Source organism: Ruegeria sp. CDSA236, from assembly GCF_059611285.1.
Genome location: NZ_JBXWPG010000001.1, coordinates 249,536 through 269,008 on the forward strand (window position 1 = coordinate 249,536; position 19,473 = coordinate 269,008).

At 56.8% G+C, this 19,473-nt stretch carries 18 protein-coding genes and 1 tRNA gene; 6 read left to right on the top strand and 13 right to left on the bottom strand.

From position 1 onward, the window contains the following. Window positions 1-81 precede the first annotated feature (81 nt). Both AC2FLB_RS01300 and AC2FLB_RS01305 read right to left on the bottom strand, forming a co-directional pair. Window positions 82-1,050: a TAXI family TRAP transporter solute-binding subunit gene (locus AC2FLB_RS01300; RefSeq protein WP_142633669.1), complete on the bottom strand. Its 969-nt coding sequence runs from the start codon at window positions 1,048-1,050 to the stop codon at window positions 82-84. 398 nt (window positions 1,051-1,448) lie between these two features. Beyond that, a tRNA-Leu gene (locus AC2FLB_RS01305) sits at window positions 1,449-1,534 on the bottom strand. A gap of 145 nt (window positions 1,535-1,679) precedes the next feature. Here AC2FLB_RS01305 and AC2FLB_RS01310 point away from each other — a divergent pair. Both AC2FLB_RS01310 and AC2FLB_RS01315 read left to right on the top strand, forming a co-directional pair. Further along, window positions 1,680-2,258 (top strand): YqaA family protein, encoded by a 579-nt coding sequence (locus AC2FLB_RS01310; protein ID WP_496691201.1) that lies wholly within the window; start codon window positions 1,680-1,682, stop codon window positions 2,256-2,258. After that, window positions 2,255-2,722, top strand: coding sequence for a disulfide bond formation protein B (locus tag AC2FLB_RS01315; protein ID WP_496708478.1), 468 nt, complete (start codon window positions 2,255-2,257; stop codon window positions 2,720-2,722). Before AC2FLB_RS01310 ends, AC2FLB_RS01315 begins: the two co-directional genes overlap by 4 nt. On the opposite strand, the gene AC2FLB_RS01320 is transcribed toward AC2FLB_RS01315, so the two are convergent. Then, entirely contained in the window at window positions 2,719-3,306 is a 588-nt protein-coding gene (locus tag AC2FLB_RS01320; RefSeq protein ID WP_496708479.1) for an HNH endonuclease, read from the bottom strand. The two genes, AC2FLB_RS01315 and AC2FLB_RS01320, sit on opposite strands and share 4 nt — an antisense overlap. A 210-nt stretch (window positions 3,307-3,516) precedes the next feature. Here AC2FLB_RS01320 and AC2FLB_RS01325 point away from each other — a divergent pair, with 210 nt between their 5' ends. Both AC2FLB_RS01325 and AC2FLB_RS01330 read left to right on the top strand, forming a co-directional pair. Further along, entirely contained in the window at window positions 3,517-4,122 is a 606-nt protein-coding gene (locus AC2FLB_RS01325; RefSeq protein ID WP_496708480.1) for a pseudouridine synthase, read from the top strand. A gap of 31 nt (window positions 4,123-4,153) precedes the next feature. After that, the gene (locus tag AC2FLB_RS01330) at window positions 4,154-4,579 is read left to right on the top strand and encodes a VOC family protein (RefSeq protein WP_496701087.1); all 426 of its coding nucleotides are present in this window, start codon (window positions 4,154-4,156) and stop codon (window positions 4,577-4,579) included. Between the two features lie 2 nt (window positions 4,580-4,581). Here AC2FLB_RS01330 and AC2FLB_RS01335 read toward each other — a convergent pair whose 3' ends face one another. From AC2FLB_RS01335 to AC2FLB_RS01350, 4 genes are read right to left on the bottom strand one after another with little or no spacing between them, the layout of a single operon-like run. Then, complete coding sequence (locus AC2FLB_RS01335; RefSeq protein WP_496691199.1) at window positions 4,582-4,884, bottom strand: putative quinol monooxygenase; 303 nt, start codon at window positions 4,882-4,884, stop codon at window positions 4,582-4,584. After that, a complete protein-coding gene (locus AC2FLB_RS01340) occupies window positions 4,878-5,381 on the bottom strand; it encodes a GNAT family N-acetyltransferase (protein WP_496708481.1) in 504 nt (167 codons plus the stop codon). The genes AC2FLB_RS01335 and AC2FLB_RS01340 overlap by 7 nt, the downstream gene beginning before the upstream one ends. A 3-nt stretch (window positions 5,382-5,384) precedes the next feature. Further along, entirely contained in the window at window positions 5,385-6,050 is a 666-nt protein-coding gene (locus tag AC2FLB_RS01345) for an alpha/beta hydrolase (protein WP_496700409.1), read from the bottom strand. Next, the gene (locus AC2FLB_RS01350; protein WP_496708482.1) at window positions 6,047-6,679 is read right to left on the bottom strand and encodes a DNA-3-methyladenine glycosylase family protein; all 633 of its coding nucleotides are present in this window, start codon (window positions 6,677-6,679) and stop codon (window positions 6,047-6,049) included. Before AC2FLB_RS01350 ends, AC2FLB_RS01345 begins: the two co-directional genes overlap by 4 nt. A gap of 96 nt (window positions 6,680-6,775) precedes the next feature. Between AC2FLB_RS01350 and AC2FLB_RS01355 the strand changes: the two genes are divergently transcribed. Then, entirely contained in the window at window positions 6,776-8,002 is a 1,227-nt protein-coding gene (locus AC2FLB_RS01355) for an MFS transporter (RefSeq protein WP_496708483.1), read from the top strand. Window positions 8,003-8,005: 3 nt separating this feature from the next. Here the strand turns inward: AC2FLB_RS01355 and AC2FLB_RS01360 are convergent, their stop codons facing one another. The 4 genes from AC2FLB_RS01360 to AC2FLB_RS01375 form a co-directional block, all read right to left on the bottom strand. Next, window positions 8,006-8,782, bottom strand: coding sequence for a squalene/phytoene synthase family protein (locus AC2FLB_RS01360; protein WP_496708670.1), 777 nt, complete (start codon window positions 8,780-8,782; stop codon window positions 8,006-8,008). A 2-nt stretch (window positions 8,783-8,784) separates the two neighbouring features. Next, the gene (gene cimA, locus AC2FLB_RS01365) at window positions 8,785-10,419 is read right to left on the bottom strand and encodes a citramalate synthase (RefSeq protein WP_496700412.1); all 1,635 of its coding nucleotides are present in this window, start codon (window positions 10,417-10,419) and stop codon (window positions 8,785-8,787) included. After that, window positions 10,419-11,816 (bottom strand): cysteine--tRNA ligase, encoded by a 1,398-nt coding sequence (gene cysS / locus AC2FLB_RS01370; RefSeq protein ID WP_496691197.1) that lies wholly within the window; start codon window positions 11,814-11,816, stop codon window positions 10,419-10,421. The genes cimA and cysS overlap by 1 nt, the downstream gene beginning before the upstream one ends. 318 nt (window positions 11,817-12,134) lie before the next feature. Next, window positions 12,135-12,662, bottom strand: coding sequence for an outer membrane protein (locus tag AC2FLB_RS01375; RefSeq protein WP_282021221.1), 528 nt, complete (start codon window positions 12,660-12,662; stop codon window positions 12,135-12,137). A 394-nt stretch (window positions 12,663-13,056) separates the two neighbouring features. On the opposite strand from AC2FLB_RS01375, the gene AC2FLB_RS01380 reads away from it, so the two are divergent. Then, window positions 13,057-14,601: a trimethylamine methyltransferase family protein gene (locus AC2FLB_RS01380; RefSeq protein ID WP_142633641.1), complete on the top strand. Its 1,545-nt coding sequence runs from the start codon at window positions 13,057-13,059 to the stop codon at window positions 14,599-14,601. Window positions 14,602-14,654: 53 nt separating this feature from the next. On the opposite strand, the gene AC2FLB_RS01385 is transcribed toward AC2FLB_RS01380, so the two are convergent. Further along, on the bottom strand, window positions 14,655-14,900 hold the full coding sequence (locus AC2FLB_RS01385; protein ID WP_271947247.1) for an EF-hand domain-containing protein: 246 nt from the start codon (window positions 14,898-14,900) through the stop codon (window positions 14,655-14,657). Between the two features lie 539 nt (window positions 14,901-15,439). Beyond that, window positions 15,440-19,060 carry a vitamin B12-dependent ribonucleotide reductase gene (locus AC2FLB_RS01390; RefSeq protein ID WP_496708484.1) on the bottom strand — a complete coding sequence of 1,207 codons (3,621 nt, stop codon included), beginning with the start codon at window positions 19,058-19,060 and terminating at the stop codon, window positions 15,440-15,442. Window positions 19,061-19,473 lie beyond the last annotated feature (413 nt).

Genomic DNA, 19,473 nt, shown 5'->3' on the forward strand with positions numbered 1-19,473 from the left:
GCCATTTGCGGCCTTCTGCATCACCCGCTTGATACGGGTTTTGTGCGGGGCGCCCGACGGGCACCCCGCGTCAGGTCTGGCTTATTGAATCCAGCCTTTTTCTTTATAGTACTTCTCGGCACCCGGATGCAGCGGGGCTGACAAGCCGTCCGCGATCATCTCTTCGGGCTTGAGGTTGGCAAATGCCGGGTGAAGCTTTTTGAAGTCATCGAAGTTCTCGAAAACCGAGCTGACAACCGCATAAACCGCATCATCCGACACGTCCGCCGAAGTCACGAAGGTCGCGCCAACGCCGAATGTCGCGGTATCACCATCCGACCCGCGGTACATGCCGCCGGGAATGGTAGCAGTACGGTAGAACGAGTTGTCGTTGACCAGCTTGTCCACGGCCTCGCCGCTGACATTGACCAGAACCGAGTCGCAAGCCGTGGTGGCTTCTTGAATCGAGCCCGAGGGGTGACCCACGGTATAGACCATTGCGTCAATCTGGTTGTCGCAAAGCGCCGCAGACTGTTCCGCCGCTTTCAGTTCGGTCGCCAGTTCGAAATCGTCAGTGGACCAGCCCATTTCGCCCAGCAGAACCTCCATGGTGCCACGCTGACCGGAACCGGGGTTACCGATATTTACGCGCTTGCCTTTCAGGTCTTCGAAATTGGTCACACCGGAATCGGCACGGGCCACAACGGTAAACGGTTCGGGGTGAACCGAGAAGACGGCGCGCAGGTTTTCAAACGGGCCGGCCTCTTCGAATTTCGAGCTGCCGTTATAAGCGTGGTACTGCCAGTCGGACTGCGCGACACCAAACTCCAGCTCGCCTTCGCGAATGGTGTTGATGTTGTACACGGAACCGCCGGTCGATTCGACCGAGCAGCGCACGCCATGTTCCTTGCGCCCTTTGTTGACCAGACGACAGATTGCACCGCCAGTTGGGTAATACACCCCGGTCACGCCACCTGTGCCGATCGTGATAAACTCTTCGGCATAGGCCGCAGGCGCCATCAGAGCCGCCGTGACAACCGCGCCGAGGCTAAGCTTGCTGCTGTTTTTCATAAGTGAACTCCCATTATTTTTCTGGTGGGAGACACATCAAAGCGCCGGATAAATGGCCCTGCGATATGCAACAACGCCCGCTATGCAGCAGGCATATCTTTGATTTTTCAGAATCTCCCAACCCGTAAGAGGTTTCATTCTGAGCATTAGCTTGTCAAGGCCAGCAGGTCACCAAAGCAGGCGTATCCTCAGATTTGACAAGCCCCCCTGAATTTTCCCCGCCTTTGAAGCTTTTCTTGCGCATCTGCCCCGCAGTGACCGCAAACACATCCAATTATGCGCTTTTGACATCGGGAATTCTGACCAGAACGCGAAAGTGTGAGTTGGGAATGCGAGCAATTAGAACTGCCGGAAAGAAAAAACAGAAGGCAGGTTCCCCTAACCCTCTGTTTTTACTTTGGTACCCAAGGCCGGACTCGAACCGGCACGGTATCACTACCGGGGGATTTTGAATCCCCTGCGTCTACCATTCCGCCACTTGGGCCACGGACACTGAATTAGCGTTCAAAATCGAGAAGGTCCAGAGGCAAAAAACACCCTGATTGAGGAATGTTCCAGCCTGCAAGGTTGACGGCCTGCGGGGCGCATGATTTGGCTTACCCAACACATGTACAGGGAAATTGCACCTGATGCTGCGACCTCTTTATGACTGGACCATTCGTCTGGCAGAACACCCGAATGCCTTGTGGGCGCTGGCTATTGTTTCCTTCATCGAAAGCTCTTTCTTTCCGATACCGCCGGACGTTCTGATGATTCCCATGATCCTTGCCCGACCCTCCCGGGCCTGGCTGATTGCTTCTGTGGCACTGGTAGCTTCGGTTTTGGGCGGAATGTTAGGATATGCAATCGGCGCGTTCTTTTATGAAAGCCTCGGCCAGCCCATCCTTGAATCCATGGGCAAAGCCCACGCCATGGAAGAGTTCAACACACGGTTCAATGACTTTGGTTTCTGGGCTGTTCTGGCCGCTGGGGTTACGCCTTTTCCCTATAAGGTCATCACCATCATGTCCGGCTGGACAGGGATGCCCCTGGGCACCTTCATTGCCACCTCGATTCTGGCCCGAGCGATCCGGTTCTTCATCGTCGCAGGTTTGCTTTGGGGCTTCGGAGAGCCGATCCGCAGCTTTATAGAAAAGCGGCTGGGCCTTATGTTTACCCTGTTCATCATCCTTCTGTTCGGCGGGTTCCTAGCGGTGAAATTCTTATGACAAGACGAAATTTACTGGTCCTGGTTGCCACGTTTGGATCTGTGGCATTGCTGCTTGGGGCCTTTGCGTTTCAGTATCTCGGCGGGCTTCCACCCTGCAAAATGTGCATTTGGCAACGCTATCCACATGGCGTCGCCATCCTGATCGGCGCTGTTGCGCTGGCATTGCCACGACAGTCTGTCTTGCCCCTATTGGGTGCACTGGCGACGCTGACCACTGCGGTCATTGGTGTCTATCACGCTGGTGTAGAACGCGGTTTGTGGGAAGGTCCGTCAAGCTGCACATCAAGCAGCATCGGCGGTCTGTCGGCAGAAGAACTGCTGGATCAGATCATGTCGGCACCACTGGTACGCTGTGATGATATTCCATGGGAGTTATTTGGTGTTTCCATGGCCGGATGGAATGCCGCTTTGTCTTTCGTTCTGGTTCTGCTCTGGTTCGCCGCGTGGCGTGAAGGCCGTTAGAGCTCGTCCAGTTCCGCATCCCAATAGAGAAAGTCGATCCAACTGTCATGCAGGTGGTTCGGTGGGAATTTTCGTCCAACGTTGCGCAAAGCCTCGGCAGCCGGCTGCCGCGGAGGCTTGCGCAATGTCATTCCTGCTTGCCGCAGTGATTTAGACCCTTTGCGCAAGTTACATGGGCTACAGGCCGCAACAACGTTCTGCCAGCTTGTCACCCCGCCCGCCGCGCGCGGGATCACATGATCAAAGGTCAGATCCCCACGGCTGCCACAGTATTGGCAGCGGAATTCATCCCTCAGAAATAAATTAAAGCGCGTGAAGGCCACGCGCTTTCTGGGTTTTACATAATCTTTCAGCACAACGACCGAGGGTATTCGTATCTCGGTGCTCGGGCTTCGGACAACTTCGTCATATTCGGCGACGATATCCACCCTGTCCAGCCAGGCAGCTTTTATGGCCTCCTGCCACGGCCAGAGCGATAGTGGATAGTAGGACAAGGGGCGGTAATCGGCGTTCAAAACCAATGCCGGATGATGCTTGAGCGCACCGGGTTCCCTGACAAATTCGGTCCTGAAGTCTCCGTCCATATCAGAATCGCTCCACGCTCTGCTCTGCCTCTTTTGACATCAGAGCGGAGAACCCCCGCCCCGGCCTTAGCTTTACTATATATCGTGTTAAAGCTCTGACAAGCCCTGAGTTTCCACAATATCTCGGGGATTGAGTATTCCGAATCCGTAACAGGCCGATGACAGTTATCCACAGGTTGCACCAATTCGATCGCCGGGCTATGGCGGGTAATGTCCTGGTTCATCCGCTTCAATAAACCATTCAATGTATTGCCGCAGTTCACGGATCGCGCGAATGCGGAGTCTCCGCGCAGTACGCTGTCGGATTTCATTGATCTGCCGGACGTGTATCCCGCCGGGCGATTGGACCGCGATAGCGAAGGTTTGATGCTGTTGACCGACAATGGCCGCCTTCAGGCGCAGATAGCCGATCCCAAGCATAAAATGGCTAAGACCTATTGGGTGCAGGTCGAAGGGGAGCCAGACGCCTCCGCCCTAAAATCTCTGCGCGAGGGTGTTGAGCTGAAGGAGGGCATGACCCGCCCCGCCAAGGCGCGATTGATGGATCAGCCCGAGGCATTATGGCCGCGCGACCCACCGATCAGAGTGCGGCAGACGGTGTCGGATTGTTGGGTCGAACTGGTCCTTCGAGAAGGTCGAAACAGGCAGGTGCGCCGGATGACGGCGGCCGTTGGGCACCCGACCCTTCGACTGATCCGCGCCCGGATTGGCGACTGGACATTGGACGGGCTTGAGCCGGGGCAATGGGATAGCCTATCTATGCCTGCCCTTGCGCCATCTTCTTCGCGCAAACGGGACCGGCGCCCACGTCGGTGACCGAAACGCCTATTTGTGATAGGATCGAGGAATGAAGGTATCACCTGACATTCCGCAGCCAACCGGCCTTTTAGAAGCGTCACTTTATGTCGACGACCTGGATGCTGCAGAGCATTTCTATGGGGACGTTCTGGCGCTTGAGCAAATCCAGCGTGTCGCCAACCGACATGTGTTCTACAAGGTGGGTGGTTCAGTGTTGCTGCTATTCAATGCTGCAGAGACCGAAAAACCTCCGGACAACCCGCGCCTGCCTGTTCCCGCCCATGGCGCCCAAGGTCCGGGTCATGCCTGCTTTGGCATGGCGCGCGCGCAAATCGCGGTGATGCGAAAACATCTGATTGATTGGAACGTGCCCGTAGACGCTGAATTCGAATGGCCGAACGGAGCATTGTCACTTTACGTTCGCGACCCGTCCGGAAACTCCATCGAATTCGCCGAGCCCACCTTATGGGGTTAGGATCACCGCAGCGGCTTCTTGTCGCCGCCGGTGATGCGATAGATTAGACTTTCAGTCACTCCGACCTTGCCCAGCACCGCCTGAAATGTTGCCATGTGCGGTGTGGCAAAATGCGCCTCGAGCGCGGCCTGACTTTCCCATTCTTCGTAGATCCGAAACCGATTGGCATGACCCAGAATCTGGCTGAATTCATAGACCGTGCAGCCTGCTTCCTTCACCGTCTCGGCAACCATTTCCTGCGCAGCTTTTCTGGCAGCCTCGACGCCTTCCGGCGTAATTTCGATAGTTCCGGTTACGATCAGCATGGTATCTCCAATCTCAGATCAATCCGTTTGGTAATCCTGTCGACCGGCGTGCCGTCACGAAGGGGCACACCAAATTCAACCGAGTAATCTTGGAATCCCATCTTCTCGTAATAGTTCAGGCCCATCCGGTTATCAGCCCTTATTGTCGCGCTGATGGAACCGAGCCCAACCCCTACGGCAAATTTGGCGGTTTCTTCAAACAAGGCACGCCCTGCCCCCTTCAAAACCGGTTCGCGGCGGGTGAAGGTCGCAATGTCAGCACAATCGTCGGGCAGTGCGTCATTCACCCCAAGCCATTGAAACCCGGCAACCTCACCTTGCGCGTCCATCGCCACATGGCTGCAAATCTTATCGAGACCCAATAGATAACTCTGCGCAAACTGCGCCTCGGAGAAAGGGGTTTCGAACGCAGTCGTACCACCAATGGCGATGATCTGGTTGAGCAAATCGCAAGCTGCTGCGACATCCTCGGGCATCATGGGGCGGACCGCAATCATCGCTTAAAGGCTCAGCTTGTCACGCATGAAAGCCAGTGCGACGCTAAGACCATCCGGGGCAATACCGTGGCCGGTGCCCTTCATGACATGGGCATAGACCTCTTTGAACTCAGCCGCTTGCAGGGCCTCGGCGGCTTCGGGCAAGGATTGTGGCGGCACGACGTCATCGGCGTCGCCATGTACCAGTAGGACCGGCATGCGGCTGACTGTTTCATCCGGCAGCAGATCGGGTTCCAGAAGGCGTCCTGAAAAGGCTACTATCCCGGCCACTGGGTCCTCGCGGCGCGGGGCGACATGCAGGCTCATCATCGTGCCCTGCGAGAAACCGAACAGAACCACCTGCTCGGGCAGAACATCTTCGTCCACCATCAACGCATCGAGGAAAGCGTCGAAGTCATCCGCCGCCATTTCCATCCCGCGGCGCGATTCTTCTTCGGAAGAGCCATCAATCCACGGGATCGGGAACCACTGAAAGCCATTGGGCATACCCGGGATCTGCTCGGGCGCGTCAGGGGCAACGAACAGAGTGTCCGGTAGATGCTCACCTAACACATCGGCCAGCCCCAGCAAGTCGGCCCCGTTGGCGCCATAGCCATGCACGAACACCACGACCGAGCGCGTATCGCCCGAAACCGGCTCTTTTCGGAGCGCATTCAAAACCCGTGTCATCTGATCCCTTCTCGTTCTTTTGCGACCCGGTAATAGGCCCACAACACCCGCGCTGCAACCGACCGCCAGGGTGACCACGCTTCGGCCATCCGGCGCAGTTCTTTATCCGTAGGGCGCTTGGGTAAATCATAGAGGATGCGCGCGGCCTCTTGCAGCGCAAGGTCACCCGGCGCAATCACATCGGCACGGCCCAGAGAAAACATCGCGTAAATCTCGGCCGTCCAGACGCCTATGCCTGAAACTTCGGTCAGGATCGCCACAACATCCTCATCAGATGCGTCGCGTAACGCTTTGTAATCAATGCGAGCATCCGCAAGAGCACGGGCATATCTGATCTTTTGACGGCTTAGGCCAACCGCGCGCAAATCCTCATCCGTGGCCCACATGATTTTACGCGGGCCGGTCAGTTTTGCATCCTGCAGACGTTTCCAGATGGCATTGGCCGAGGCCACGCTGACCTGTTGGCTGATAATCGCGCTGAGCAGCTGGGCAAACCCGTCAGGCCTACGGCGCAGCGGCAGAGGCCCGGTCTGGTCCATCGCATAGGCCATGCGCGGACAGGTCTCGGCCAGCCACTTGGCCCCCTCGGCCACGCAATCGGGGGTTTCAATGATACGTCCGACGGACATGCGCGCTCCGGCAATTTGGTCAGCAGCACGTTAGGGTGCTTTGTCGCAGATGCAACCGTCTTGTATGACCCGGCTTTCATCGCTACGCATTGGCGCATGACAATGACTCCCACGATCCCGGATAACAGTCAGGCCAAGCGCAATGTCGCTGTTCTGGTCGCAGCTCAGGCCGTTCTGGGATCGCAGATGCCGATGATCTTTATTGTTGGCGGTCTGGCCGGGCAGTCGCTGGCCACCAATGCCTGTCTCGCAACCCTACCCATCTCGCTGATCGTGCTGGGGTCAATGCTGGCGGCAACGCCGATTTCCGCCATAATGCAACGCTGGGGACGGCGCGCAGGGTTTCTGGTTGGGGCAACGGCAGGTGCTTGCGGGGGTCTGGTTGGTGCCTACGGTTTGTATCTGGCCTCGTTCCCGGTCTTCCTGGCGGGCAGTCTGCTGACCGGCATCTATATGAGCGCGCACGGATTCTATCGCTTTGCCGCCGCGGACACAGCCTCGGACGCCTTTCGCCCTAAGGCAATCTCATACGTCATGGCCGGCGGTCTGGCCGCCGCGCTCATTGGCCCCCAAATCGTTAAGCTGACCTCTACCGCCTATGTGATCCCATTCCTGGGCACCTATCTGGCGGTGATTGTGCTCAACATTCTGGGCTCGGTCTTGTTTTTCTTTCTGGACATCCCCACGCCTGCAAAAGCCGCTGAGGGGGCCCCGACCGGACGCACCCGGCTTGAGATGCTAAAGACGCCGCGCATCGCCGTGGCCATCATCTGCGCAATGGTTTCTTATGCGTTGATGAATCTGGTCATGACATCCACTCCGCTGGCAGTGGTTGGTTGTGGCTACACAGCCAATGACGCGGCAGATGTGGTCTCTTTTCACGTTCTCGCCATGTACATCCCCAGTTTCTTCACCGGCCAGTTGATTGCCCGTTTCGGCGTCGAAAAGATCGTAGCTCTTGGTCTCGCAATCCTTGCCGGTGCTGGCGTTGTCGCCTTGCAAGGGGTTGAGCTTGAGAACTTCTTCATCGCTCTGATCTTGCTGGGCGTCGGTTGGAATTTTGGCTTTATTGGCGCGACCACCATGTTGGCGGCATCGCATGACATCAACGAGCGTGGCCGTATGCAGGGTCTGAACGACCTGCTGGTATTCGGTGGTGTAACACTGGCTTCGCTTGCTTCGGGTGGATTGATGAACTGCTCTGGCGGCTCACCGGTTGAAGGCTGGACCGCGGTAAACCTTGCCATGGTTCCATTGTTGACTCTGGCCGGGGGCGCATTGCTTTGGTTGGTTCTGCGCCCGTCCGATCCCGAAACGGTCTGAGGTCTACCAGCGACCCCGGACCACCTTCCACATCAGGGAAACCCGGCGCCGAACCTCACCCTGCATCAAATTCCCTGCGGCCACGCGATCTGGCTGAGCAATCGCCTTGCGCAACACCCATTCAGATTGCCAACCCGCCAAAAGCGCCGGGCGCGCCTCTGGTGAAATCGCCAGACGCTGTCCCTGTGCGCGCCGTAACCGGTTCAGTGCCTTTTGCGCCAGATCGCGCACTGCATCGGGTGTTCCATCCAACAAAGGAATACGCCCGCGCGCCTCAAGATCCGGGATTGCGCGCAACCAGTTCGCCACGCCAACGGCATAGCCGAAATCTCGTAACACAGGCTCGTCGGCCTCACCCAAAGATTGCGCCGACGCCACCATCAAACTGGCCGAGCTGTGATTTAGGTAGGTCTCGAAATGGGCCTCGTCCTCAAAAGGATCGCGATAAATATCCCAGCGCCTTACGGCCACGTATTCATCCAGCATCACCGCCAGATGTGGAGAAAGAACCTGCGATAAAGGCGTCACGACCTCATGTCGACGCACAGTCGGACCTTCAGCAATTTCCTGCAATGCATCGCGCCACCATTGCAGGCGCATTTCGGCAATCATCGCCTCTTGCGTGACCCAGGGCGCTCGGGCGACCTCGACATTCAGCGCATAGATCGGAAACAGAACCGAACGTGCGGAAACCGGCGCGGCCATCGCCGCCATGAACCGGTCCGGATCGGCGCGATGCACCAATGCAGCACAGGCCTTCAGATCGTCATTGAACTGCACTGTCACTCGGCCACCACCGCCCGAGGACGGCAATCCCGTACAAGCTTCCACTGGATCGCATCCAATAGGGCCTCAAACGACGCATCCACTATGTTCGCGCTGACCCCGACAGTTGACCAGCGCCGCCCCTGCCCGTCTTCGCTGTCGATGATGACCCGCGTCACGGCCTCGGTTCCACCTTGGGTGATCCGCACCTTGAAATCGACCAGATGCATGTCGTCCAATATCCGCGAATATTGCCCCAGATCCTTGGCCAGAGCCTTGGCCAAAGCGTTCACTGGTCCTCGGTCGCTGCCATCTTCGTCCAGAGATTCACTGACCGACAGCTTCTTTTCCCCGTCGACCTTCACCACGACAACCGCCTCGGACAGGCTGACCATCTTGTCATACTTGTTCTTCCGCCGCTCAACCGTGACCTTATAGCGTTTGACCTCGAAAAAGGCGGGCAACTGACCCAGCTCATCGCGCGCCAACAGCTCAAAACTGGCCTGGGCGGTGTCATAAGAATAGCCTTCGGCCTCGCGCTGCTTGATCCGGTCAAGAATGCGCCCCAGCGCCGGATCACCACTTTCCACGCTCAGGCTGGCCTCAGTCAGGCGTTTACGCAGATTCGACTGCCCCGCCTGGTTCGACATCGGGATGATCCGTGCATTGCCGACAGTCGCCGGATCGACATGTTCGTACGTCGACGGATCCTTCAGGATCGCGCTGGCATGCAGCCCTGCCTTATGCGCAAAAGCAGACGCCCCCACATAGGCCGCCTGCTTGCTGGGAACCCGGTTCAGGATTTCGTCCAACATACGGCTGACCCGTGTCAGACCCGCCAAGGCCTCGACGCTGACCCCAATATCAAACTGCGACACATAAGGTTCTTTCAGCAGCAAAGTGGGGATCAAAGCAGTCAGGTTTGCATTCCCGCAGCGTTCGCCCAACCCGTTCAGGGTTCCCTGAACCTGACGCACGCCCGCATCCACAGCAGCGAGCGAGCACGCAACTGCGTTTTCCGTGTCATTATGGGTATGAATGCCCAAACGATCACCTGACAAGCCTGCGGCAATCACCTCGGATACAACCCGCGACACTTCACCGGGCAATGCACCCCCATTGGTGTCACACAGAACAACCCAGCGAGCTCCGGCCTCTAAAGCGGCCTTGCAAACCTGGACCGCATATCCGGGATTGTCCCTGTAGCCGTCAAAGAAATGCTCGGCGTCAAAAAGCGCCTCACGCCCCTGCGCCACGATATGCGCAACCGAGGCGCGCACGTTCTCGACATTCTCCTCCAGAGTGATCCCCAGCGCCTGGGTCACGTGGTAATCATGCGACTTGCCCACAAGACACACTGCCTTTGTGCCTGCGTTCATCACCGCCGCAAGAACATCGTCATTCTCAGCCGACCGGCCCGCGCGTTTGGTCATCCCAAAAGCGGTCAACCGCGCTTCAGTCTTCGGCGCGGCATCAAAAAACGCACTGTCAGTTGGGTTCGCCCCAGGCCAACCGCCTTCGATGTAATCCACACCCAACTCGTCCAGAGCCTGCGCGATCTGCACCTTCTCAGCGGTCGAGAACTGCACGCCCTGCGTCTGCTGCCCATCGCGCAGCGTGGTGTCGTAGAGGTAAAGGCGTTCCTTGGGCATCACACCTCCTCCAGCTTCGCAGCATCGAAACCAGCGCCGGGCACCAGTTCAACGCCATCTTTGCTCATCCGCACTTCCAGACCAGCGGCCACATATGCGGCCTTCAAGCGATCCACTTCCGAGAAGTCCTTGCTCTGCATCGCCCCTGCCCGTGCGTCCGCCAACCGGTCCGCATGTGCGGACAGGTCCACCGATGCCGTGTCTGCCCACGCCCCCATCTCAGGGGTCAACAGACCCAGCAACCGCCCGCTAGCCAACAAACCGGCAACGTCCCCATCCGCCGCAAGACGGTGGAGTTCAGCGAGGGCACCCGCCGTGTTCAGGTCATCACTGAGCGCAGCGATGACTGCGGGTGCCGCGCTGGCGGCGGGCTCGATGCCCGCTGTCAGCGCCCGCCACTTGCGCAGCGTTGCTTCGGCTTCGCGTGCCTTTTTCTCAGTCCAGTCCATCGGCTTGCGATAATGGGTCTGCAAGAACACAAAGCGGATCACCTCACCCGGCACGCCCTGTTCCAACAGATCACGCACGGTGAAGAAATTGCCCAGCGATTTGGACATCTTCTTGCCTTCGACTTGCAGCATCTCATTGTGCAGCCAAACGCGCGCAAACTCGCCATGCGGGTGGGCGCATTTGCTCTGGGCGATCTCGTTTTCATGGTGCGGGAACATCAAATCGTTGCCACCGCCGTGAATGTCAAAGCTCTCACCCAACAGCTCATAGCTCATGGCCGAGCATTCGATATGCCAACCCGGACGCCCTCGGCCCCAAGGAGACTCCCACCCGGGCAACTCGTCGGTAGACGGCTTCCACAGAACGAAATCCATCGGGTTCTTCTTATACGGCGCAACTTCGACCCGGGCACCCGCGATCATGTCATCCACGGACCGACCGGACAGGGCTCCGTATTGCTCTTTCCAACTGTCCACCGCGAACAGAACATGCCCTTCGGCCGCATAGGCGTGACCCTTGGCAATCAGATCCTCGATCATCGCGACCATCTGAGTAATATATTGCGTCGCGCGCGGCATCTCGGTCGGCTCCAACGCCCCCAGCGCGCCCATGTCGTGCAGATACCAGCCAATGGTCTCATCCGATCGTTCCTGCACCAAATCCTCCAGCGACCCTTTGGCCCCTGCCTTCTGTCGAGACAACGCGGTCGCGTTGATCTTGTCGTCCACATCGGTGAAATTGCGCACATAGGTCACATGATCTGCGCCATAAACATGCCGCAGCAAACGATAGAGCACATCAAACACGACCACGGGCCGCGCGTTACCCAGATGGGCACGGTCATAGACGGTAGGCCCACAGACATACATCCGCACATTGTCGGCGCTGATCGGAACGAAATCCTCTTTTGTCCGTGTCCGTGTGTTGTGCAGTTTGATCGTCTTCATCTGTCGGCTCCTAAGAACGGCATAGCGTCTCGCGTTGGCGCGGGCTTAGCAACTTGTCTCAGGGAAGAAAACGAAAGAAACCGGCCCGCTTGATAAATCAGCAGGTAATGCAGCAGATAATGATGCAGGTCATCCGGTTCATGGATCATCCTCTAGCACGGCTATCCCGCCGCGCCAAGCCTTACGTTCTATCATGACCAGGGAGTGATTGGCGAACGCCTTGAATTGGAATAGGAAATTGACGCCATGTTCCGCAAACACCTGACCTTCTTGGTCGTGAATTCGGCAGCTCAGATCATATTCAATCTGGAAATCTTGCTAAAACCGGAATGTCGTACGCAGGTTGAACACATTCGAATCCAGCCCCCCATTCGATCGGGTAACGTCATTGAAATTCTGGCGCAGCGCCTCACCGCTGATGACGAAATTATTGCCAATCGGATAAGCGACACCAATGCCATAAACCGCTGCGGTATCGTTTTCGACCGTGGAATCCACGCGCGCCGCACCGATAACTACATATCCCAACGCATTACCGAAATCGTATCCGCCGCGCAGTTTCAGCCGGGTCATGCTATCCAGACTGCCTTCGCCCTGACCAAGATTCAGCGACAGCCGGTTATACTCAAGCTCACCACCCAACACGAACTTGCCGAAATCAAAGTCATACCCGAGATGAGGACCAAAGGTGGTGTCGCTGCCGCTTGAACCATTCGGCCCGTCTGCATCAGCATAGCCAAAGCTGAATCCCGCATAGGCACCGCTCCAATCCTCGGCCAAAGCCGGTGAGAAGCCGGATGTCGCCAGAGCAACAATTAATGCGATATGCACCTTCCTACGATTCACCAAAAACCTTTCAGCAATGCTTTCGAGTATTCAGATCAATTTGCTACAAACTGGGCCGCATTCGTTAAAAAAGTGTTTAGCCTAGAGGCCCAATTCAAGTAAGCACAGGAATTATAGCAGATTTCGACCGCCTCGGGTAAAAATATCTTTAGGCAACAATCACTTGAGAATTTGCTTCGCTTTTCGGCATCAAGGTCGCAAATAGAACAGATAATGCCGTTCTGAATTGGAACACTGCGGCCACTGGATGAGGAACCAAATGCAGAACGAATTTTGGAAAATCCACCTGATCAGCCGCACAATCGGCGCGGATCGGGGACGTGCTGCCAGGGGGCGGCCGTCAGGCTTTTTGTAAGGCCTCTCAAAATACGTTTCTCACTATTGGATCCTAAACATGAACGACCAACCCCGTAACTCTTCCCGCAGTGGCGGACGTGCTGCGCGTCGTGCTGCCCGCGCATCTGCTCTGCCTGATCATCTGCGCCCTATCCGCCCGGGAATGGAGGGCGGACGCTACAAGCCACTGACTCAGCCACAAGTCGAACGCATTCACGAGGCCGCGCTGCAGGCGCTTGAAACCATAGGTCTGGCGGATGCTCCGCAAAGCGGGATCGACTATCTGGTTGGCGCGGGCTGCACACTTGGCGACGACGGACGCATCCGGTTTCCGCGCGCGCTGGTTGAAGACACTATTGCCAAAGCCAACCGCTCGGTCACTTTGTTCAGCCGGGATGGTCAAACTGACCTGGAATTGTCGGGGGCAAAGGTTCACTACGGGACCGCCGGTGCCGCTGTCAGTATGGTTGAAGTCAACGGCCGCGAATACCGCGATTCGACTGTGCAGGATCTGCACGATGCCGCGCGGATTTGCCAACAGCTGGACAACATCCATTTTGTCCAACGCCCGATGGTTTGTCGCGATATTTCCGACAATCTCGAGATGGACCTGAACACGATTTACGCTTGTAGTTCTGGTACTTACAAGCATATCGGCACATCATTCACCGATCCTAGTTATGTCGCGCCAGCGATGGAGTTAATCCACATGATCGCAGGCGGTGAAGACAAGTGGCGCGAGCGGCCATTCATCTCGAACTCGAACTGCTTTGTCGTACCGCCCATGAAGTTTGCCACTGAAAGCTGTCAGGTGATGGAGGAATGCATCAAGGCAGGAATGCCTGTTCTTCTTCTTTCGGCCGGAATGGCAGGTGCAACTGCTCCGTCCACAATCGCAGGCGCCATTGCCCAGGCGACAGCAGAATGTCTTGCCGGTTTGGTTTATGTAAATGCCGTAAAGCCAGGTGCACCGGCGATTTTTGGAACCTGGCCCTTTGGGTTGGACCTTCGGACAGGCGCAATGTCCGTAGGATCAGGTGAACAGGCTCTGCTCAGCGCAGGCTGTGCCCAAATGCACAAGTTTTATGATCTGCCAGGCGGAGCCGCCGCAGGCGCATCGGATTCCAAATTGCCTGATATGCAAGCGGGATGGGAGCAGATGTGCTCGAACGTCATGGCCGGCCTGTCGGGCCTGAACATGGTTTATGAATCCGCTGGAATGCACTCGTCTCTGTTGGGTTTTTGCTTTGAAAGCCTGATCTTAGGGGATGATCTTATCGGACAGGCGATGCGCTGCGTCCGCGGGATCGAAGTATCTGACGAAACACTGGCATTGGATCAGATGGCCGAGGTTTGCCTTGGTGGGCCCGGTCACTATTTGGGAACCGATGCCACACTTGGGCGCATGCAGGCCGATTATGTGTACCCCGCACATGGAGATCGAACGTCTCCGAAAGAATGGGTCGAGCTTGGCAAACCTGACTTGATCGAAAAAGCGACCGCGCGAAAACTGGAAATCCTGTCGACCTCTTCGCCGGCACAGTTCGATCCGGCATTGGATGCGCAGATTCGCAGTAAATTCAACATTCACCTACCCCGATAAACACGTAGAAAGGCGGCCAGAATTCTCGTCCGGCCGCCTTGATAATTTGTTGATCAGCCGTTTGTGGACGGCAGCAACCCGGCTTCCTGCGCGATTGCAATTTCATCCTGATCCAGCGCGCCGTCGCCATTTGCATCCATTGCTGCAAATCCGTTTGCGTCAACGTCCGGCACGACGGCCTGAACTTCTTCGATTGTCAGAACGCCGTCCCCATTGGTATCAGCCGCAGACTGCGCGACAGCCAAAGTCGGCAGAGCAAAAGCAAGTGCGGAAAATGTGACCAGAGTATTCAGTTTCATTGTGATGCCTCCTGATAGAGTTTGTGTGTTTTGTGTCCGGACAAGCATCAAGAACACGCAATCACCACCGGTTGTCAGCCGCTCATTTCAATCGCTTTGATTTCGCGCCAAACTCCGCGTGTTTGCCAGAGTCGCATCCGCGGTCAGTCGCTCGGCAAAATTCCCTCAAACCCGCTCGGCGGTTCTTGCCCGACGGGAAACGGGTAATCCGGCGAGGCTCTGCCGAATTCGCCGTTTTTAGGCAAAAAGAAAGGGGGCCGAAGCCCCCTGTCAGTTTCGCCATCCAGGCTCCATTCGTTGACCGCCCGGTGTTTTGTTTGCCTGCGGCCTGGACGTCGCATGGAACGAGCGCACCCGTTCCGTGAAAGAGTGGGAAAGAGCAAATATTCCGCCCCACCCTGTTCCCGGCCAACACGGGCATGTCGGCCGAGTGGACCAAGGCATCGAAGGTAAGTCTCTGCGCCTTGCTCCGTATTCGTCGGGGCCGGTAACTGTGACAGCTTCCGACCCCTGCGCCCCGGGTTGCCGGGGCGCTTAACTCAGCTACACCCGCTTGTTGAGCCGCAGGTGTTGCATTTCATGCAGGTGCCGTTGCGCACCAACGTGTAGTTTCCGCATTCACCGCAAGGATCGCCCTCATAGCCCTGCATCTTGGCTTTGGTGCGGGCATCCATTCCGGTTGCTACTGCGGTTTCGGCCACCGGCGCTTCGAATGTGGCTGCGGTTTCGGCCATACCGTTAACCACGGTTTGTCCGCCATTGAGAACCATCAGTTCCTGCGGCATCCGTTTGCGCAGATACCCGGTCGAGCTGATTTGTTTCAGAACTTCCAAAGACTTGGATGCAGCGCTTTCGCTGATCTCGGACACGTTCGAGACACCTTCTTCCTCGCCCCGGCCCAGATCATCAAAGCTTGCGCCTTCTGGTTTCACATGGGCCAGATCGGTGCGGTCCAGATAGGACACGGCCAATTCGCGGAAGATGTAATCCAGGATCGACGTCGCGTTCTTGATCGAGTCGTTGCCCTGTACCATCCCGGCGGGCTCGAACTTGGTGAAGGTAAAGGCATCCACAAACTCTTCCAGCGGCACGCCATATTGCAGGCCAACCGACACGGCGATGGCAAAGTTGTTCATCATCGCCCGGAAGCCCGCGCCTTCCTTGTGCATGTCGATGAAGATCTCACCCAGTTGGCCGTCTTCGAACTCACCGGTGCGCAGATAAACCTTGTGACCACCAACAATCGCCTTTTGGGTATAGCCCTTGCGGCGATGGGGCAGTTTTTCGCGATGGCTGCGGATCATTTCCTTGACCACAACCTTCTCGATCACCTTCTCGGCCAGAACGACGGCTTTTTCCTGCGGCGTCCCGGTTTCCAGAACTTCTGCTGCCTCTTCGTCATCCTCGACCAGCGCGGCTGCCAATGGCTGCGACAGTTTAGAGCCGTCGCGATACAGCGCGTTGGCCTTCACACCCAGCGACCAGGACAGCTCATAAGCTTTCTGGCAATCCTCGATGGTGGCGTCATTCGGCATGTTGATCGTCTTGCTGATCGCACCCGAAATGAAGCTCTGCGCTGCAGCCATCATGGTGATGTGGCTGTCAACACCCAGGAAACGCTTGCCTTTCTTGCCGCACGGGTTGGCACAGTCGAAGATCGAATAATGCTCTTCCTTCAGATGCGGTGCACCTTCCAGCGTCATGGTTCCGCAAACGTGGTCGTTGGCCGCGTCGATATCCGCTTTGGTAAAGCCCAGATGGCGCAGCAGATCGAAGGTCGGGTCATTCAGCTTGGTCGCAGGAATGCCGAGAACGCCGGTGCAGAAATCCTCGCCCAGAGTCCACTGGTTGAACACGAACCGGATGTCGAAGGCGCTTTCCAGCGCGGCATCCACTTTGGCCAGTTCATTGGGGCCAAAGCCGTGACCCGACAGCGAGGTGTGGTTGATCCCCGGAGCGTTGCCGATGGTGCCATGACCAACCGCGTAGCTGACGATCTCTTCAATCTGAGCCGAGGAATACCCCTGCTTTTCCAGCGCTGCAGGCACCGAGCGGTTGATGATTTTGAAATACCCGCCACCGGCCAGTTTCTTGAACTTCACCAAAGCAAAATCCGGCTCGATCCCAGTGGTGTCGCAATCCATTACCAGACCGATGGTTCCGGTTGGCGCAATCACAGTGGCCTGCGCATTGCGATAACCGTTCTGTTCACCCAGGCTCAGCGCTTCGTCCCAAGCTGACATCGCCAGATCAACCAAACGTTTATCCGGGCAGTTGCCATGGTCCAGAGGTACAGGCTTCACTGCCAATTTCTCATACCCTTCAGTCACACCCTGAGATGCGCGTCGGTGGTTGCGGATGACCCGAAGCATGTTATCGGCGTTGCGCTCATAGCCATTGAACGGCCCCAGTTCGCCGGCGATCTCGGCCGAGGTTGCATAGGCAACACCGGTCATGATCGCGGTCAGCGCGCCACAGATCGCGCGGCCTTCATCCGAGTCATAGCTATAGCCCATGTTCATCAGCAGACCGCCGATATTGGCATAGCCCAAACCCAAAGTGCGGAAGTCATAGGACAGCTGCGCGATTTCCTTGGACGGGAACTGCGCCATGGTCACCGAGATCTCCAGCGTTAGAGTCCACAAGCGCGAGGCATGCATATAGTCCACTGCCTGGAACTCATCATCTTTGAGGAAAGTCAGCAAGTTCATCGACGCAAGGTTACAGGCCGTATCATCGAGGAACATATATTCCGAACACGGGTTCGATCCGCGAATCTCCCCATCTTTGGGGCATGTATGCCACTCGTTGACTGTGTCGTGAAACTGGATGCCGGGATCGGCGCAGGCCCAGGCCGCGTGGCCAACCTTTTCCCACAGGTCGCGCGCCTTGACGGTCTTGGCGACTTTCCCGTTTGTGCGGTTGACCAGCTCCCAGTCCGCGTCCTTCTCGACAGCGGTCAGGAAGGCGTTGGTTACGCGAATCGAGTTGTTCGAGTTCTGGCCCGAAACCGAGCTGTAGGCTTCCGAATCCCAATCCGTATCGTAGGTCGGGAATTCGATGCTATCGTGACCCTGCTTGGCGTAATCCAGAACGCGTTTGATGTAAGTCTCGGGGATCGCAACATTTTTCGCCTGGCGAACCGCCTTTTTCAGGCTGTCATTCGTCTTGGGATCATACGCGTCTTCCTGCGCGCCGTCCCAGCTGCGGATGGCCTCGAAAATGCCGTTCAGCATCTTCTCGTGCATCTTCGATCCGGCAACGATCGAGGCCACCTTCTGCTCTTCGATCACCTTCCATTCGATGAATTTCTCGATGTCTGGGTGATCTGCATCGACGATGACCATCTTTGCTGCTCGACGGGTCGTGCCGCCTGATTTAATCGCGCCAGCGGCGCGGTCGCCGATCTTGAGAAAGCCCATCAAACCCGAAGATTTACCGCCACCCGACAGTGCCTCGCCCTCGCCACGCAGGTGGCTAAAGTTGGTCCCGGTTCCGCTTCCGTATTTGAACAGGCGCGCCTCGCGGACCCACAGGTCCATAATGCCACCCTCGTTCACCAGATCATCATCTACGGACTGGATGAAACACGCATGCGGCTGCGGATGCTCATAGGCGGATTTCGATTTGGTCAGCTTGCCTGTCTTATAATCGACATAGTGGTGCCCCTGTGCCGGGCCATCGATTCCGTAAGCCCAGTGAAGGCCGGTATTGAACCATTGCGGGCTGTTCGGCGCAGCGCGCTGAGTCGCCAGCATATAACGCATCTCGTCGAAATAGGCGCTCGCGTCATCCTCGGTCGAGAAATAGCCACCTTTCCAGCCCCAATAGGCCCAGGCGCCGGCAAGACGGTCAAACACCTGCTTGGACGAGATTTCGCCCCCAAATTCAGCGTCCTCAGCCGGAACAGAACGCCACAGGAATTCAGGGACATCCTTTTCCTTGACCTTCTTCAGCTTGGTCGGAACGCCTGCCTTGCGGAAATACTTCTGCGCGATGACGTCGCTTGCGACCTGGCTCCAGCTGGTAGGAACCTCGATATCGTCCAGGCGGAAAACGATGGTCCCATCCGGGTTTCGGATTTCTGACGTCGCAGAAGCGAACTTAAGCTCTGCATAAGCATCCTGTCCCGATTTGGTAAATTTTCTGTCAATCTTCATGTCCGCCGCCCTAGATTCAATCAACTTGTCCCTTGGCTTTTGATCCCAATAAACGGACCATCTGCCCTAACCGAAAATCTTGGGCGCAGGAAACCGGCCGCTGCCCGAAGCAGCGTGACCCCGTTCCGACGGACGCACGTAAGTATGATGTGCTCTCCAGCCCTCGCCCTGTGCCACGTTCTGGATTTTCTACCAGATTTAGTGGCAGCACTTTCGGCCTATACAATCTGGCGTATTCACACATAGATCGTCAACGGCCTTTTTCCGCCATTTTTGGAATCTTTTATGTTGACCGATCCGCACAGACAAAATGGTGAAGGACAGTTTCCGATTCCTCCACAGAGTTATCCGCTATGGTTCGCCATCACCTAGCCAAGTCCGCAATACGATTAACCGTTCTTTCCGGCTTACTT

Coding starts and splice junctions, on each gene's coding strand:
- AC2FLB_RS01300 (WP_142633669.1), bottom strand. CDS start 1,050: ATGAAAAACAGCAGCAAGCTTAGCCTCGGCGCGGTTGTCACGGCGGCT.
- AC2FLB_RS01310 (WP_496691201.1), top strand. CDS start 1,680: ATGCTGCGACCTCTTTATGACTGGACCATTCGTCTGGCAGAACACCCG.
- AC2FLB_RS01315 (WP_496708478.1), top strand. CDS start 2,255: ATGACAAGACGAAATTTACTGGTCCTGGTTGCCACGTTTGGATCTGTG.
- AC2FLB_RS01320 (WP_496708479.1), bottom strand. CDS start 3,306: ATGGACGGAGACTTCAGGACCGAATTTGTCAGGGAACCCGGTGCGCTC.
- AC2FLB_RS01325 (WP_496708480.1), top strand. CDS start 3,517: ATGTCCTGGTTCATCCGCTTCAATAAACCATTCAATGTATTGCCGCAG.
- AC2FLB_RS01330 (WP_496701087.1), top strand. CDS start 4,154: ATGAAGGTATCACCTGACATTCCGCAGCCAACCGGCCTTTTAGAAGCG.
- AC2FLB_RS01335 (WP_496691199.1), bottom strand. CDS start 4,884: ATGCTGATCGTAACCGGAACTATCGAAATTACGCCGGAAGGCGTCGAG.
- AC2FLB_RS01340 (WP_496708481.1), bottom strand. CDS start 5,381: ATGATTGCGGTCCGCCCCATGATGCCCGAGGATGTCGCAGCAGCTTGC.
- AC2FLB_RS01345 (WP_496700409.1), bottom strand. CDS start 6,050: ATGACACGGGTTTTGAATGCGCTCCGAAAAGAGCCGGTTTCGGGCGAT.
- AC2FLB_RS01350 (WP_496708482.1), bottom strand. CDS start 6,679: ATGTCCGTCGGACGTATCATTGAAACCCCCGATTGCGTGGCCGAGGGG.
- AC2FLB_RS01355 (WP_496708483.1), top strand. CDS start 6,776: ATGACAATGACTCCCACGATCCCGGATAACAGTCAGGCCAAGCGCAAT.
- cimA (WP_496700412.1), bottom strand. CDS start 10,419: ATGCCCAAGGAACGCCTTTACCTCTACGACACCACGCTGCGCGATGGG.
- cysS (WP_496691197.1), bottom strand. CDS start 11,816: ATGAAGACGATCAAACTGCACAACACACGGACACGGACAAAAGAGGAT.
- AC2FLB_RS01380 (WP_142633641.1), top strand. CDS start 13,057: ATGAACGACCAACCCCGTAACTCTTCCCGCAGTGGCGGACGTGCTGCG.
- AC2FLB_RS01385 (WP_271947247.1), bottom strand. CDS start 14,900: ATGAAACTGAATACTCTGGTCACATTTTCCGCACTTGCTTTTGCTCTG.
- AC2FLB_RS01390 (WP_496708484.1), bottom strand. CDS start 19,060: ATGAAGATTGACAGAAAATTTACCAAATCGGGACAGGATGCTTATGCA.